The organism is Streptomyces sp. NPDC107522, from assembly GCF_055657525.1.
In genome coordinates this window covers 1-15113 of record NZ_JBVKAU010000027.1, presented here as the reverse complement: position 1 = coordinate 15113, position 15113 = coordinate 1, and the positions used below count along the sequence as shown (strand labels likewise).

At 70.0% G+C, this 15113-nt stretch carries 11 protein-coding genes; 2 read left to right on the top strand and 9 right to left on the bottom strand.

Translation table 11 applies throughout. The features are described 5' to 3' along the window. Window positions 1-84 precede the first annotated feature (84 nt). Window positions 85-2088 carry a calcium-binding protein gene (locus ACZ7L6_RS41390; RefSeq protein WP_471933345.1) on the top strand — a complete coding sequence of 668 codons (2004 nt, stop codon included), beginning with the start codon at window positions 85-87 and terminating at the stop codon, window positions 2086-2088. A gap of 91 nt (window positions 2089-2179) precedes the next feature. On the opposite strand, the gene ACZ7L6_RS41385 is transcribed toward ACZ7L6_RS41390, so the two are convergent. From ACZ7L6_RS41385 to ACZ7L6_RS41345, 9 genes are all read right to left on the bottom strand, one after another. Further along, window positions 2180-2986 (bottom strand): ABC transporter permease, encoded by an 807-nt coding sequence (locus ACZ7L6_RS41385; RefSeq protein WP_471933343.1) that lies wholly within the window; start codon window positions 2984-2986, stop codon window positions 2180-2182. Window position 2987: 1 nt separating this feature from the next. Next, window positions 2988-3791 carry an ABC transporter permease gene (locus tag ACZ7L6_RS41380; protein ID WP_471933341.1) on the bottom strand — a complete coding sequence of 268 codons (804 nt, stop codon included), beginning with the start codon at window positions 3789-3791 and terminating at the stop codon, window positions 2988-2990. A gap of 1 nt (window position 3792) precedes the next feature. After that, a complete protein-coding gene (locus ACZ7L6_RS41375) occupies window positions 3793-4800 on the bottom strand; it encodes an ABC transporter ATP-binding protein (RefSeq protein WP_471933339.1) in 1008 nt (335 codons plus the stop codon). 125 nt (window positions 4801-4925) lie between these two features. After that, the gene (locus tag ACZ7L6_RS41370) at window positions 4926-7802 is read right to left on the bottom strand and encodes a glycoside hydrolase family 2 TIM barrel-domain containing protein (protein WP_471933337.1); all 2877 of its coding nucleotides are present in this window, start codon (window positions 7800-7802) and stop codon (window positions 4926-4928) included. A 27-nt stretch (window positions 7803-7829) separates the two neighbouring features. After that, the gene (locus ACZ7L6_RS41365) at window positions 7830-8705 is read right to left on the bottom strand and encodes a carbohydrate ABC transporter permease (RefSeq protein WP_471933335.1); all 876 of its coding nucleotides are present in this window, start codon (window positions 8703-8705) and stop codon (window positions 7830-7832) included. After that, window positions 8702-9670 (bottom strand): carbohydrate ABC transporter permease, encoded by a 969-nt coding sequence (locus tag ACZ7L6_RS41360; RefSeq protein ID WP_471933333.1) that lies wholly within the window; start codon window positions 9668-9670, stop codon window positions 8702-8704. Before ACZ7L6_RS41360 ends, ACZ7L6_RS41365 begins: the two co-directional genes overlap by 4 nt. Window positions 9671-9690: 20 nt before the next feature. Beyond that, window positions 9691-10953: an ABC transporter substrate-binding protein gene (locus ACZ7L6_RS41355; RefSeq protein WP_471933331.1), complete on the bottom strand. Its 1263-nt coding sequence runs from the start codon at window positions 10951-10953 to the stop codon at window positions 9691-9693. A 231-nt stretch (window positions 10954-11184) separates the two neighbouring features. Further along, window positions 11185-12420, bottom strand: coding sequence for an ROK family transcriptional regulator (locus ACZ7L6_RS41350; RefSeq protein ID WP_471933329.1), 1236 nt, complete (start codon window positions 12418-12420; stop codon window positions 11185-11187). Between the two features lie 125 nt (window positions 12421-12545). Further along, window positions 12546-13799, bottom strand: a complete 1254-nt coding sequence (locus ACZ7L6_RS41345) for an FAD-binding protein (protein WP_471933327.1) — start codon at window positions 13797-13799, stop codon at window positions 12546-12548. Window positions 13800-13960: 161 nt separating this feature from the next. Here ACZ7L6_RS41345 and ACZ7L6_RS41340 point away from each other — a divergent pair, with 161 nt between their 5' ends. Further along, a complete protein-coding gene (locus ACZ7L6_RS41340; protein ID WP_471933325.1) occupies window positions 13961-14968 on the top strand; it encodes a hydroxyacid dehydrogenase in 1008 nt (335 codons plus the stop codon). Window positions 14969-15113: the final 145 nt, after the last annotated feature.

Sequence of the window (15113 nt, the reverse complement as noted above, 5' to 3'; positions counted from 1 at the left end):
GCAGGGTGGAGCTCTGCGGCCCAGTGAGCCGATCCGCTGGCCCGGCGTCCCCAAGTGCCGCGGGATGAACCGGACTCTGGCGGCATGTCCATCATTGCTTCCCTACGGGGATCCCTACGTGCCGCGACCGCCCTGGCCGCGGCACTGGCGTTCGTCGTCGCCGTACCGCACGGCGCGTTCGCCGCACCCGGTGACCTGGACACCACGTTCGGCACCGGCGGACGGGTCACCATCGCGACCTCCAGCTACGCCGAGGGCGATGACGTGGCGATCCAGCCCGACGGCAAGATCGTCACGGTCGGCTGGGAACAGGCCACGGGCGCCGATTTCGCTCTGACGCGGCACAATCCGGACGGCAGCGTCGACACCTCCTTCGGCGGTGGCGACGGCGAGGTGCTGACCGACTTCGAGGGCGGCGACGACGTGGCCCAGGGGGTGGCGCTCCAGAGCGACGGGAAGATCGTCGTCGTGGGCCGCCACCAGGAGACCGACGACGAGTTCGCGGGCTGCTGCTGGTTCACGGTGGCCCGCTACAACGCGGACGGCAGCGTCGACACCTCCTTCGGGGGCGGCGACGGCTGGGTCAGCCCCGGTCTGGCGGGCGGGGCCGAGGACGCGGCCGGAGTCGCGGTGCAGCCCGACGGGAAGATCGTCGCGGCAGCCTTCGCCGGCGGCTGGTTCGCGGTCGTCCGGTACCTGCCCGACGGGAGCCAGGACGGCGCCTTCGGCGGGGGTGACGGCGTGGTCACGACCTCGTTCTCCGAAACGGGCGGTGCGGTCGCCCGGGACATGGCCCTCCAGCCCGACGGGAAGATCGTCGTGGTCGGCTACGCGGGCGAGACCTCCTTCGACTTCGCCCTGGCCCGCTACAACGCCGACGGCAGCCTCGACACCACCTTCGGCGGCGACGGCAAGGTGACCACGGACCTGGGCGGCTACAACTGGGGCGAGACCGTCGTGGTGCAGTCCACCGGCAAGATCGTCATGTCCGGTCCGAGCGGCGACGACTTCACACTGGTCCGCTACAACATCGACGGCAGCCGCGACGCAACGTTCGGCAGCAACGGTGTGGTGACCACCGACTTCGGCACCAGCTCCGCCGTGCACGACCTGACGCTCCAGCCCGACGACGGGATCGTCGCGGGCGGCACCGCGGGCGGCGACTACGCGCTCGCCCGCTACCACGCCGACGGCACCCTCGACACCGGTTTCGGCACCAACGGCCGCACCACCACCGACTTCGGCACCGGCGACCGGGTGAGAAGCCTCGCCCTCCAGTCCGACGGCAAGATCGTCGCCTTCGGCTTCAACAGCAGCGGCCTGCGCGCCCTGGCCCGCTACCTCGGCGGCGAGGGCACCCCACCGCCTCCGCCGCCGCCCGCCGGCGTCGACCTGTCCGTCAGCAAGACCGGCACGGGCACGGTCAGCATCGGCGACCGCGCCACGTACACCGTGACCGTCACCAACAACAGCACCACGACCTCGGCCACCGGCATCAGCCTCACCGACACGGTCACCGGCCCCGCCGCCACGGTCATCTCGGCCACCCCGGCCCAGGGCAGCTGCACCACCTCCGCCACCGGCGCGACCTGCGCCCTCGGCACGCTCGCCGCCGGCGCCCGCACCACCTTGACGGTCGTCGTCGAACCCAGGGCCACGGGAACCCTCACCGACCGGGCCACCGTGAGCGCCGACCAGACCGACCCGGACACCGCCAACAACACCACGACGTCCCCCACCACGGTCAACAACTCCCGCGGCTGCACCCGCATCGGCACCAGCGGCAACGACACCCTGACCGGCACCAGCGGCACCGACGTCATCTGCGGCCTCGGCGGCGACGACTCGATCAACGCCGGTTCCGGGACCGACACGGCATACGGCAACTTCGGCAACGACCGCCTCGACGGAGGCCTCAACAACGACACCCTCAACGGAGGACCCGGCAACGACAACGTGATCGGCAACTACGGCAACGACGTCCTCAACACCGTCGACAACGTCTCCGGCAACGACACCGCCAACGGCGGTCCCGGCACGGACACCTGCACGACGGACGCCGGGGACACGCGGATCAGCTGTCCGTAGGCACCACCGACCATCCGCGGTAACACCCCTTCTCCGGCCGGCATCCAGGGCTGCCGGCCGGAGAAGCGGCCTCAAGGACGTACCGTCTGCGTCATCCGTTGACGCCCGTGTAGTGCCGCAGGCTCCACCGCCACAGCAGTCGCGCCGCCAGATACGCCAGTACGCCCAGCAGCGGCGAGGCCGCCGCCAGCCAGTACGGGACGATGGTGTCGTGGCCGTGACCGGTCAGCACCGCCGCCGGGAAGTAGGCGACGAACGCGAGCGGCAGGCCGTATGTGAGGAAGCCGCCCACCGCCTTGGGCAGCACGTTCAGCGGGTAGCTGCCGAAGGTGCCGAGGAGTTCCTCCAGCCAGCGGCCCCAGTAGTCGGCGGCCGGGAAGCGCAGCGCCGCGGAGGCCACGACCGTGAACAGGGCCGCCTCCAGGAGCATGCCGCCGAGCACCGCCGCGACCAGGTACGTGATCCGGCCCGACGTCCAGTCGAGATGACTGCGCGACAGCGCGCCCACCATCAGGCCGACCGCGACCGTCAGATCACCGATGGCGTTGGTGGGGAAGTAGTCCAGCTGGACCTGGCGGTGGACCGGCATGGGGCGCAGCAGGTAGGTGTCGATCCTGCCTTCCTGGATCTGCCGGCCCGCCCAGTGCATGCGCCCCAGGAACAGCACGAACAGCCCGTGGGCCAGCATCCGCGTGGCCGGGATGAGCAGCACGTCCGAGCTGTCCCAGCCGCCCATCCCGGTGAACCGGGTCAGCAGCACCGTCGCGAACACGATCACCGACACCTGCCAGACCGCGCCGATCGCGACCATCATCAGGAACTCGGTGCGGTACTCCAGCTGGGCACGGAAGTTGAGAGCGGTGATGCGCCACACGATGCGCAGAGCCTTCAGCGACATCTCAGCCTCCCTGCGAGATCACGCGCCGCGCGGCCTGCCGCCACACCCACCGGGTGAACAGCGCCAGCACCACCACCCAGCCGGCCTGCACGGCCAGCTGGAACGCCGCGTCCGACAAGGGAATCCGGCCCACGTACAGCGACAGCGGCACGCTCAGCGTCGCCTGGAAGGGCAGGAAGGCGCTCAGCGTGACGAACCAGTCCGGGAAGAACCACAGCGGGGCGTACACGCCCGCGAGCAGGTTCTGCGCGAAGAGGAGGATCAGCATCGCGGCGTTGTTGCGGAGCGTGAAGAAGCACAGCTGGTCCAGGACGAGCATGACGTAGTACAGGACCCACTGGCCGAGCAGCATGCTCAGCACGAACACCCCGGCCACGGCGGCGGACCCGGGGGGTTCCACGAGTCCCACGGCCAGACAGACCGCGTAGCCGCCCAGCGCCCACGCCAGCCCGTAGAGCTGTTCGCCGAGGGCACGCAGGGCGTAGTAGCGCTGCGGCGGCAGGGGGCGCAGGTACCAGTAGACGATGGTGCCGAGCTGCATGTGCTGCAGCACCATGTCCCGGCCCGTGTGCTGGTCCAACTCCCTGAGGCGGGAGGCCAGTACGGCGAGCACGGCGTACGTCACCGCCTGGTCCCGGTCGAGTCCGGCGGTGGTGCCGCTCTGCGCGTACAGGCCGCGCCACAAGGACCACACCAGCACCACCTGCACGGTCAGCCGGAGCAGGACGGCGGCCATGCGGGGCGGGGCGTGGAGCTCACCGAGCGGGGTGACGCGGGCCGTGCGCCAGGCGTGCAGGACCGCCATGTCAGGCCCCTTCCGAGGCGGTGCCCGCCTGGGCGTACGCGGCCCTCATCACGTCTTCCAGGTCCGCCTCGTCGATGCCGATGTCCGTCACCTCGAACCGCTCGATGACCGCCTTCAGCGCCTGGTGGACGGTCGGGGCATCGGGCCCGTCGGGGCCGAACACGACCAGCGGGCCGTCCTGCCGCAGCAGCGCGGTGCCCGACGGCGGTACTACGTCGGCGTGCGGGTCGGCGAGCGTCGCCCGCACCTGCCAGGTCGAGCCGAACTTGCGGCGGATCTCGTCCAGGGTGCCGTCGAGCATCAGCCGCCCGTGGTTGACCAGTACGACACGTTCGGCGAGCCGCTCCACCTCGGTCATGTCGTGGGTGGTCAGCAGGACCGTACGGCCGCGCTGCTCCACCTGGTTGCGGAGGAACTCCCGCACCTGTTCCTTGACCACCACGTCCATGCCGATGGTCGGCTCGTCGAGGAAGACGACCGGCGGGTCGTGCAGCAGGGCGGCGGCCAGATCGGAGCGGACGCGCTGGCCGAGGGAGAGATGGCGGACCCGGGTGTCCCAGAAGGAGGAGAGGTCGAGGAGGTCGTCGAACTCCTTGAGCCGGGCCGCGTGGTCGGCCTTCGGCACCTCGTAGATGTCCCGCAGGATCGCGAACGACTCGCGCACCGGCAGGTCCCACCACAGCTGGGTGCGCTGCCCGAACACCGCGCCGATGTTACGGGCGTTGCGCTCGCGCTCCTCGTACGGCACCACGCCCGCGACCCGGGCCTCGCCGGAGGTGGGCGTGAGGATGCCGGTGAGCATCTTGATGGTGGTGGACTTGCCGGCGCCGTTCGGGCCGAGCAGGGCGAGGAGTTCGCCGGGGGCGACGGAGAAGGTCACGTCGGAGACGGCGTGTTTGGCGACCCGTTCCGGATTGACCAGGGAGCGCAGCGCGCCGGCGAGGCCGGGCCTGCGGACGGTGGTGTGGAAGGTTCGGGACAGGCCGCGAACCTCGATGCTGCCATCCAAGGGGCATCAACTCCTTTGCCTGATCAGACAAGTCGCGGCCGGTCGGCGGGGGTGCCGACCGGCCGCAGGCGACTTTCCGACCCTGTCGGAAAGTCGATCAATCGGTCAATCGATTAATGGTCTTCTTACCTGGCGGTCGAGAACACGAACGAGAACTCGGTCGGTTCGGCCTTCAGGTAGTACTGCGGCAGCGGGCCCGGGCCGCAGGACTGCGAGCCGATGCCGTGCTGGCCGTGGTCGAGGTTGACCCAGACCGTGTCGCCCGGCGTGAGATCGGTGAGGTGTCGCGCGGCGTCCAGCTGCTCGTTCGTCCAGCGTCGCGCGCTGAACCAGAACTCCGGATCGCCCTCGATCCGCAGCCCGCCGAGCTCCACCCAGCGGACGTCGGCACGGGCGCCGTTCTCCTGCGGGCGGACGTACGGCGTCTGCAGCTCGTCCACGGTCGACTGCCAGCGGCCGACCATCGAGGCCAGCCGGGTGTCCGGGTACGCCTCACCGGGACCGCCGCCGAACCACTGCACCTGGTCCGCCTGCGCAAGCCCGAACCGGATGCCGAGCCGGGGCAGCGGCACCGGCCAGTCGCCGTCCGGCGTCACGGACACGGTCAGCTTCAGCCGCTCGCCGTCGGAGGTCCAGCGGTAGACCGTCGCGAGACCGAACTCCCAGGCGGCGGGCGCCACCCGGGTTCGCACCGTCAGCGCGTCGTCGCTCACCTCGACGGCGTCGAGGCGGTGGCGCATGCGGTGCAGGCCGTACTTGCGCCAGAGCATCCCGTAGCGGGTGTCCGTCTGCCACTCCGCACCGTCGTCGTTGTCCGTCGGCGCCCGCCACACGTCCAGACGCGGAGCCGTCACGTCGACACCGCCGATGGTCTTCAGCGCGCCGGTGCGGCCGTCGAAGGAGGCCGGGCCGAGGGTGATCAGGCGATCGCTCGTCGTCGGACGGTCGGTTGCGGTGACAGCGGGCGCCTGACGTGCGTGCACCGGGACCTGGCCCCAGGCGACGACGTGACCCTTCGGCGCCCACGCCGTGTCGGCCGCGAGCAGCGCCCGCACCGTCCACTGCGTCTCGCCGCTCGGCTCGTGCGCGGGCGGCTCCGGCAGCTTGACGTCCGCAGACTCGCCGGGCGCGAGGTCCGGCACCGACAGGGCGCCCGCCTCGACCGTCTCGCCGTCCACCTGGTACGCCCACTCGAAGGCGAGGCCCGACAGGTCGGCGAAGTCGTACTTGTTGGTGACGCGTACGGTGCCGTCGGCGCCGTCGCCCTCGATGCGGACCGGCTCGATGACCTTCTTGAACTCGACGAGCCCGGGGGAGGGCCGCCGGTCCGGGAAGATCAGGCCGTCGCAGACGAAGTTGCCGTCGTGCAGCTCCTCGCCGAAGTCGCCGCCGTAGGCGTAGCCCAGCTCGGGGTGCTTGATGCCGTGGTCGATCCACTCCCAGATGAAGCCGCCCTGGAGCCGGTCGTACTTCTCGAACAGCTCCTGGTAGTCGGCGAGGCCGCCGGGGCCGTTGCCCATGGCGTGCCCGTACTCGCACTGGATGAAGGGCAGTTCGCGGCGCTTGTGGGTGCCGCCGTCGAGCTGCTGCCCGATCTTCTCGACCTCGTCGTGGAAGGCGTACATCCGCGAGTACACGTCCGTGTCCCGGCAGTTGATGTCGCCCTCGTAGTGCACGAGCCGTTCCGGGTCCCGGTCGTGGATCCATTCGGCCATCGCGGTCAGCCCGCGCCCGGTGCCGGCCTCGTTGCCGAGGGACCAGAAGACGATCGACGGGTGGTTCTTGTCGCGCTCGACCATGCGGGCCGCGCGGTCCAGCAGGGCCGGGGTCCAGCGGTCGTCGTCGACGGGGTTGTCGCGCCAGGCCTGCTCGGTGAAGCCGTGCGTCTCCAGGTCGCACTCGTCGATGACCCACAGGCCCAGCTCGTCGCACAGGTCGAGGAAGGCCGGGTGCGGCGGGTAGTGCGAGGTGCGCACGGCGTTGAGATTGTGCCGCTTCATCAGCAGCACGTCCTCGCGCATGGTCGCAAGGTCCAGGGCGCGGCCCTTCTCGGGGTGCCACTCGTGGCGGTTGACGCCCTTGAAGAGGATCGCCGTGCCGTTGACCTTGACCAGGCCGTCCTCGAGGACGACCGTACGGAAGCCGATGCGCAGTGGCACGCGCTCACCCGCGGTGATCAGCTCGCCGTCGTACAGCTTCGGTGTCTCCGCCGACCACGGCTCGACCGGGACGGTCACCGGCTCGCCGGTCGCGACATCGATGTCCAGGGCGGGCACGGACACCCGCCCGTCGACGTCGGAGTCGACGCGCAGGGTGCCCTCGCCCGTGGTGTGGTCGTAGGAGGCGTGCACGAAGAAGTCGCCCACGCTGCCCGCCGGGCGGTGCAGCAGGGTGACGTCACGGAAGATGCCGGGCAGCCACCACTGGTCCTGGTCCTCCAGGTAGGAGCCCGCCGACCACTGGTGCACCCGGACGGCGAGCACGTTGCCGGCCGGCTTCAGCAGGTCCCCGACGGCGAACTCGTGCGGCAGCCGGGAGCCCTTGAACTCGCCGAGCTCCGAGCCGTTCAGCCAGACGCGGGCACAGGACTCCACGCCGTCGAAGCGCAGGACGGCGCCGCCCTCTTCCAGGGCGGGCCAGTCCTCGGGCAGGTCGAAGACCCGCAGGTGGTCGCCGGTCGGGTTCTCGGTCGGGACGTGCGGCGGGTCGACCGGGAAGGGGTAGAGGTGGTTGGTGTAGACGGGCGAGCCGAACGCGCCGTCGCCCTGCAGGACCCAGTGGCCGGGGACCGTGACCTCGGCCCAGTCCCCGGCGTCGTACCCCTCGGCGGCGAACGAGTCGTCCTCGGCGTCGGCGGTCGCCGACACACGGAAGCGCCAGCTGCCGTTCAGGAGCAGGGACTTGGCGTCCGAGGACGCGTACCAGGCGCGGGGCGGGAGGGTCCCGCGGCCCGGTGAGACGTCCTCGACGTAGTCGACGGGTGGGGTGGTGCGGAAAGACATCGGTCTCCAGGTCTTGAGAAGAAGGCGTCAGCCCTTGATGCCGGTCTGTGCGATGCCCTGGACCAGCCAGCGCTGAAGGAACAGGAACACGAGCAACAGGGGCAGGATGGAGATGGCCGTGGCCATGAAGATCAGGTGGTAGTTGACGGTCTGGTTGGTCGCGTACGACGAGAGGGCGACCTGCACCGTCCACGCGCTGGGGTCCTGGCCGATGACCAGGGGCCACAGGAAGGCGTTCCAGCCCGCGATGAAGGTGATCGTGGCGATCGCCGCGAAGAAGTTCAGCGAGTTGGGCACGACGACACGCCAGTACGCGCCCCAGTAGCTGAGACCGTCCACGCGTGCCGCCTCCTCCAGCTCCTTGGGAAACCCCAAGAAGTACTGCCGGAACAGGAAGCAGGTGAAACCACTGAACAGGCCCGGAATGATGAGACCGCGGTAGGTGTCGACCCAGCCGAGCGACGAGACGAGCACGAAGCTCGGGACGAAGGTCACGGCCGTGGGCACCATCAGGGTGGCCAGTACGGCGTAGAAGATCTTGTTGGCGTGCCGGTACGGGATGCGGGCCAGGCCGTATCCGGCCAGCGAGCAGATCAGGAGGATGCCCGTGGTGTGCAGGATGGCCACCACCAGGGAGTTCCACAACGACCGGGCGAAGTCGACGGTGACGTCGTCGAACGGCTCGGCGATGTTGCCCCACTGGATGTCGGTGGGGAACCACTTCCACTCCTCGCCCGTGATCTCCGGGTCCGTCATGAAGGCGTTGCGGACGATCAGATAGAACGGGATGAGGAAGAGTACGGCGGCCACGCCGGTCGCGATGTACAGACCGGTGCTGCTCATGACGCCACCGCGGCGCCGGGCCTTGGCCGGCTTGCTGACGTCGGGTGCTGTGGTGGTCACTGGGACTCGTCACCCCTTCCGAAGCCCATGATCTTGCCCTGGAACAGGGTCACGAGGCAGATGAGCGCCGTCAGGACCAGCGCACCCGCGCTGCCCGCGCCGTAGTTCTGGTTCTCGCCCAGCGCCATCTTGTACAGCTCGACCAGCGGCGGCATGCCCCAGGTGGCCTTTCCGAGCAGGATGAAGAACTCGTCGAAGGCCTGGTAGGCGGCGATGAGCAACAGCAGGATCACCGCGGTCGACGTCGCGCGCAGCTGCGGCAGCGTGATGTGGCGGAAGGTCTGCCAGCCCGGCTTGGCGCCGTCGATGGAGGCGGCCTCGTACAGCTCCTTCGGGATGTTCTGCAGCGCCGCCAGGAAGAGGATCATGTAGAAGCCGGACTGCAGCCACAGCCGGACGGTCACGATGACCAGCCAGTACCAGGGCGGATCGGGATTGCCCAGCCAGGCGATGTTCTCGACCCCGAACCAGCCGAGGAACGTGTTGGCCATGCCGAAGCGGACGCCGTTGAAGATGGACATCTTCCAGATCAGCGCGGCGGCCGCGTAGCTGACCGCGGTCGGCAGGAAGAACACCGACCGGAAGAACGCCCGCATGAACCGCAGCCGGTTCACCAGGAGTGCGAGTCCCAGCGACATCGCCCAGGTGGTCGGCACGATGAACGCGGCGAAGACGGTGAACGTGACCAGGGAGTTCCTGAAGTCCGTGTCCGTCAGGATCTGCTTGTAGTTGTCGAAGCCGACGAACTCGCTCGGTGTGACGGTGAAGCGTGCCTCGAAGAAGCTGAGATACAGGCTCCAGCCGATCGGCACGAAGACGAAGATCACCAGGCCGATCAGGAACGGCCCGGTGAAGAGCCAGAAGTTGAAGGTGCTGTTCGCCTTGAGGCCCCGCCGCGGCCGGTCCTTGGAGACCTCGGCCGGGGCGGGGTTCTTGGCGACCCCGGGTGTGGTGGTGGTCGACATGTCGAGATCCGTCCGGCGGCCTATCCGAAGAGCTTCTTGAGCTCGGCGTCGACCTTCTTCTCGGCGGCGGCGAGCTGGGCCTTGGGGTCACCGTCCTTGCGGACGGAGTTCGCCATCACGTCGTTGATCGCGGCGATCATGGCCTGGGTCCAGCCGATGTTGTCGAAGTGGCCGAACTCGTTGAAGAGCTTCACACCCTCGGCCGGAAGGCCGGACTTCAGCTTCGTCGCGGACTCGGCGAGCGAGGTGCGCGGCGGGATGTGGAAGCCGTAGGAGGTGGCGAAGTCCTCCTGGTACTGCTTCTGGTCGATCCACAGCCACTTCACGTACTCCTTGGCCGCCTCGACGTTCTTGCCCTTGGCGTTGACGAACATCGACCAGCCGCCGTTGTAGACCGACTCCTTGCCGCTGGAGCCGACCTTCGGGAAGGGGAAGACGCCGATGTCGTCGCCGAGCGCCTGCTGCATGGCCGGCATGGCCCACATGCCGCACCACTGGATCGCCGTCAGGCCCTGGGTGAAGGCCGACGGATCCCACCAGTCGGCGGGCGCGTCGAGCAGCAGGTCGCCGCTGGTGAACAGGCCGCGCAGCTGCTTGAGTCCCTCGGCCACGGCGTCGGTGTTGAAGGCGGGCTTGTTGTCCGCGGTGAGCGTGTCGGCGCCGGCCGACCAGATCAGGTTGTGCTGGACCGGGGTGAGGTCGTTGCCCAGGTAGGCGCCCTTGACCTTGCTGGTCTTGAGCTTGGCGGCGGCCTCGATCAGCTCCTCCAGCGTGGTCGGCACCTCGACCTTCGCCTTCTCGAAGAGCGAGGGCCGGTAGAAGAAGAACTGCGGATCGTCGATCATCCGGACGCCGTATATCTTCCCGTCGACCGTGTGCGACTTGATGTCGGCCTGGTTGAAGTCGTCCTTGACCGGCTCGATGATGTCGGTCAGGTCGGCCACCTGACCGCTCTTGACGAGCTGGATCTGCGGGTGGAACTCGAACACGTCCGGCGCGTTCTTGGTGAGCAGCGCGGCGAACAGCTTCTGCTCGAAGTTGTTGCCGGTGATCCACTGGGTGGTGACGTCGGCGTCCTTGTAGGCCTTCGCGTACTTCTTGACGGCCTGCTCGACGCCGGCCTCGCCGTACGCGTGGAAGTACTGGACGAGACCGTCGCCCGAACCTCCGCTGCCCCGCCCGGTGTTGCTGCCGCACGCGGCAAGCCCGCCCGCGGCGGCCAGACCCATCGCGGCCCGCAGTACGTTCCGGCGGTCCCAGTTGGTGTTGCTCATTGCCGACATGCTGACGTCCTTGTCTCGAGTACGGCTGCGGCCCTGTGCCTGTGGCTGATGCGGCTCAGCGCCAGTTGGCTCAAATGGGGTGCGGTGCGGGACGTTAACCTTCGGCTAAGGCTTCGGCAAGGGGTTGGACGAAGTCTGCACGAAGCGTTGTGCAACGTTCGGAATACCGGACGTGACGGGCTCGCGGACCGCCGCACCAGCGGCCCGCGAACCCGCTTCAGACCAGGGAAATCACGTCCGGCTGCGCGCCGGTCCGGCCCGCTTCGTCCCGGCCCGCTGCCCCACGGACTGCAGCGCCCCTTCGAGCGCGAACGTCGCCGCGCCCAGGCACACCGGGTCGGTGGGGATGGGGGAGAGAACGATCCGGGTGGCGGCCAGCGGACGCCTCAGTGCGTGCCGGGCCACGGCCTCGCGCACCTCCTGCAGCAGCGGTTCGCCGAGGGTGGCGGCGACCCAGCTGCTGAGCACGACGACTTCGGGGTTGAACAGGTTCACCAGGTCGGCGATGCCCGCGCCCAGATAGCGGGCGGTGTCCCGGACCACCTTGACCGCCACCGGATCGTGCGCGGCCACACCGCGGGCCAGCGCGTCGATCGTGGCCGTCTGGTCCTCCGGGTGCAGCAGGGTGCTGTCGGCGGCCAACTCCCGCAGGTTCACCATGATTCCGGGCGCGCCGACATACGTCTCCACGCAGCCGTGGTTGCCGCAGTGGCACAGCCGCCCGTCCAGCACGAGCGTCGTATGGCCCCACTCGCCGGCGCTGTTGCTCACGCCCCGGTGCAGCCCGCCGCCCAGGACGAGCCCGGCGCCCACGCCGGTCCCGAGGTTGACGACGACGGCGTCCCCGCTGCCGCGCGCGGCACCGAACCACAGCTCGGCCACCGCGCACGCGCGCAACGGGTTGTCCATGTACAGCGGGTACGCGATGTGCTCGGAGAGCAGGTCGAGCAGCGGCACGTCGTGCCAGTCCCAGTTGGGCGCGTACTCCGAGACGCCGGTGTCCCGGTCCACCTGCCCCGGCACGCTCACCCCGACGCCGAGCACCCGCGCGCCCTCCACCCCGGCCTGCGCCACCACCGAGCCGACGGCCGCGGCGACATGGCCGACGACCTGCTCGGGGCGGGACTCGCCGGGGCGCATGTCCTCGTCGGCGCGGGCCAGGACGTTCAGCCCGAGATCGAACAGCTCGACCCGGACGTACGTCTCCGCGATGTCGACGCCGATCAGCGCGCCCCCGGAGGCGTTGACGGCCACGAGCCCCCTGGGGCGGCCGCCCGCCGAGTCCTCGAACCCGACCTCCGTGATCATCCGCAGGTCGAGCAGCTCGCCCACGAGGGTGGCGACCGTGGCGAGACTGAGGCCGGTGGCGGCCGCCAGCTCCTGCCTGGAGGTGGGCGACGTGGCGATGATCTGGCGCAGCACCTCGTAGCGGTTCGCGGTGCGGATGTCGCGTGATGTGCGCTTCACCGGTGAGTGCCCCCGTCCCTTCGCTCGTGCCGGGTCGTCGTCGGCACCGGCGCGGCGCAAGGCTATGGCGTGCGGGGACTTTCGACAAGGGGTTAGGAAAGGGGGTTTACAAAGTCCCCCCGTGCTCAGTCACCCAGTATCTCCTGCACGAAGGCGTTGGCGAATTTCCGACCCGGGTCCAGCTCCCGCGCCAACGCCCGGAAGTCGGCCAGCCGCGGGTACCGCCCGCGCAGCACCCGCGCCTGCATCGTGAACACCTTCCCCCAGTGCGGCCGCGCCTCGAAGGCGTCCAGCGCCCCCTCCAGCCGCCGCACCACCGGCAGGACGGTGGCCGTGTCCTCGATCCAGGTGAAGTGCAGTGCGACCGTGTCCCTTCCGTACGAAGGGCTCAGCCACTGTCCGTCGGCGGCGACGGTCCGCACCTCGCAGGTCTGCAGGACCGGGGCGACCGTCTCCCGGATCCCGTCGAGAGCATGCAGCGCTTCGACGGCGTACCGGCGCGGCAGCAGATACTCCGACTGCAGCTCCGCCCCGCTGCTCGGCGTGAACTCCGCCCGGAAGTGCGGCAGCCGCTCGTGCCACGGCCCCGGCGCCCCGAACTGCTCCGTGCAGTTGACCGCGGGCATCCCCGGCACCGGGTGCAGCTTCTCGGTCGCGGGCGCCGCCCACGCGACGTCGGGCAGCGGCTGGTCGGTGCGCCGCTTGAGCCACACCTGCCGGAATCCCGGCGCACGCCAGTCGGTGAACAGGCTCACGCTGTACGCCGACGACATCACGGCCTCGAACGCCGCCAGGTCCAGCCCCGCCAGCGGGAGTTCGGTGAAGACATGCTGCTCGACCTCGAAGGACGGCTCCAGATCGAGGGTCAGGGAGGTGACGACACCGAGGGCGCCCAGCGAGGTGACCGCACCGCCGAACCGCGGATCGCCCCGCCCGACGGTCACCACCGAACCGTCCGCCGTGACCAGCTCCACCTCCCGCACGGACGTGGCCAGCGAGCCGTTGCCGACCCCCGACCCGTGCGTGCCGGTGGCGACCGAACCGGCCACCGAGATGTGCGGCAGGGACGCCATGTTGGGCAGCGCGAACCCGTGCGCGTGCACCGTGCGCGCGAGCTCGGCGTACCGCACGCCGCCCGAGACCCGCACCGTACGGGCCGTACCGTCCACGTCGATCACCGGCGGCAGACCGGCGATCGACAGCAGGACGCCCTCGGGGCCCGGCTCTGCGATCTCGTTGAAGGAGTGCCCACTGCCCAGCACCCGCACCCGCTCGCTCCCGGCCACCAGGGCGCTGACCGCCTCGAGCGAGTACGGACGGTGCAACTCCTTGGCGGAGTAGGTGATGTTGCCCGCCCAGTTCGTGATCGTCTCGGTCATCCTGCCGTCCTTCAGGTGAGTGCCGTGCCGTCCTGCCGGGTGAGTGCCGCGCCCTCCTGTGGGGAGTGCCGGTGCGTTGACCCTCTCATCCGCGCCTGCCTACCGTAGAGACCGCTTTCTCACCCCCTCTCGTCCCCCTCGCCGAGCCGGAGGCCACGTCCTTGCCCCACCTGCCGCAGGCCCTCTTCGCCATGACCGCCGAGTACGTGCCGCAGGTCTTCCCGCCGGAGGTGCTGGAGCGGCTGCGGGAGTCGGCGGACATCGACCCCGCCCTGGTGGCCGAGGACTTCACGGACCCGCGCCTGAAGGACGTACTCGCCCGCACCGAGATCCTCGTCACCGGCTGGGGCTGCCCCCGCCTCGACGCGGCCCTCCTCGACGCCGCCCCGGAACTGCGCGCGGTGCTGCACTCCGCCGGCTCGGTCAAGAGCATCGCCGCGCACGAGCTGTGGCGCAGAGGCATCGCGGTGAGCTCGGCGGCCGTCGCCAACGCCGTGCCCGTCGCCGAGTACACCCTCGCCATGATCCTGCTCGCCGGGAAGGATCTCCTAGCCGCCCGCGACCGCCTGCGCACCGAGCGCGCCTTCCCCGGCTGGGGGCTCGTCCCCGGCATCGGCAATCACGGCCGCCGGGTCGGCGTGATCGGGGCCTCGCGCATCGGCCGCCGCGTCATCGAACTCCTCCGCCCCTTCGACCTGCGCGTCAGCCTCACCGACCCGTACGTCGACGAGGCGGGCGCCGCCGCGCTCGGCGTACCGCTGCTGCCGCTGGACGACCTCCTGCACACCTCGGACACCGTGACGATCCACGCCCCCGAGACCCCGGAGACCCGTCACCTCATCGGTCCCCGCGAGCTGGCCCTCATGCCCGACGGAGCGGTCCTGATCAACACCGCACGCGGCGGCCTGCTCGACCACGACGCCCTCACCGCCGAACTCCGCACCGGCCGCCTCTCCGCGATCCTCGACGTCACCGACCCCGAGCCCCTGCCCACCGACTCACCCCTGTACGACCTGCCGAACGCCTTCGTCACCCCGCACCTAGCGGGCTCCCAGGGCAACGAGGCGGCCCGCCTGGGCCTCGCGGTCGTGGAGGAGGCGGAACGGCTCGGCGCAGGGCAGCCGTTGGCCCACGGGATCGCCCAGTCCGAACTGGAACGCATGGCGTGACGGCCGGGTTGTTTTTCGCCCCCGCCGCCCCTACCCGTCCCATCCTTGAAGGGGCTCCGCCCCCTGGACCCCCGCTCCTCAAACGCCGGAGGGGCTGACTTACCAGCCCGTCCGGCGTTTGAGGACGAGGCCCCTTCAGGGCCGA

Bases quoted from the DNA above. Each gene is read 5' to 3' on its own strand.
- ACZ7L6_RS41390 (WP_471933345.1), top strand. From the start codon at position 85: ATGTCCATCATTGCTTCCCTACGGGGATCCCTACGTGCCGCGACCGCC.
- ACZ7L6_RS41385 (WP_471933343.1), bottom strand. From the start codon at position 2,986: ATGTCGCTGAAGGCTCTGCGCATCGTGTGGCGCATCACCGCTCTCAAC.
- ACZ7L6_RS41380 (WP_471933341.1), bottom strand. From the start codon at position 3,791: ATGGCGGTCCTGCACGCCTGGCGCACGGCCCGCGTCACCCCGCTCGGT.
- ACZ7L6_RS41370 (WP_471933337.1), bottom strand. From the start codon at position 7,802: ATGTCTTTCCGCACCACCCCACCCGTCGACTACGTCGAGGACGTCTCA.
- ACZ7L6_RS41360 (WP_471933333.1), bottom strand. From the start codon at position 9,670: ATGTCGACCACCACCACACCCGGGGTCGCCAAGAACCCCGCCCCGGCC.
- ACZ7L6_RS41355 (WP_471933331.1), bottom strand. From the start codon at position 10,953: ATGTCGGCAATGAGCAACACCAACTGGGACCGCCGGAACGTACTGCGG.
- ACZ7L6_RS41345 (WP_471933327.1), bottom strand. From the start codon at position 13,799: ATGACCGAGACGATCACGAACTGGGCGGGCAACATCACCTACTCCGCC.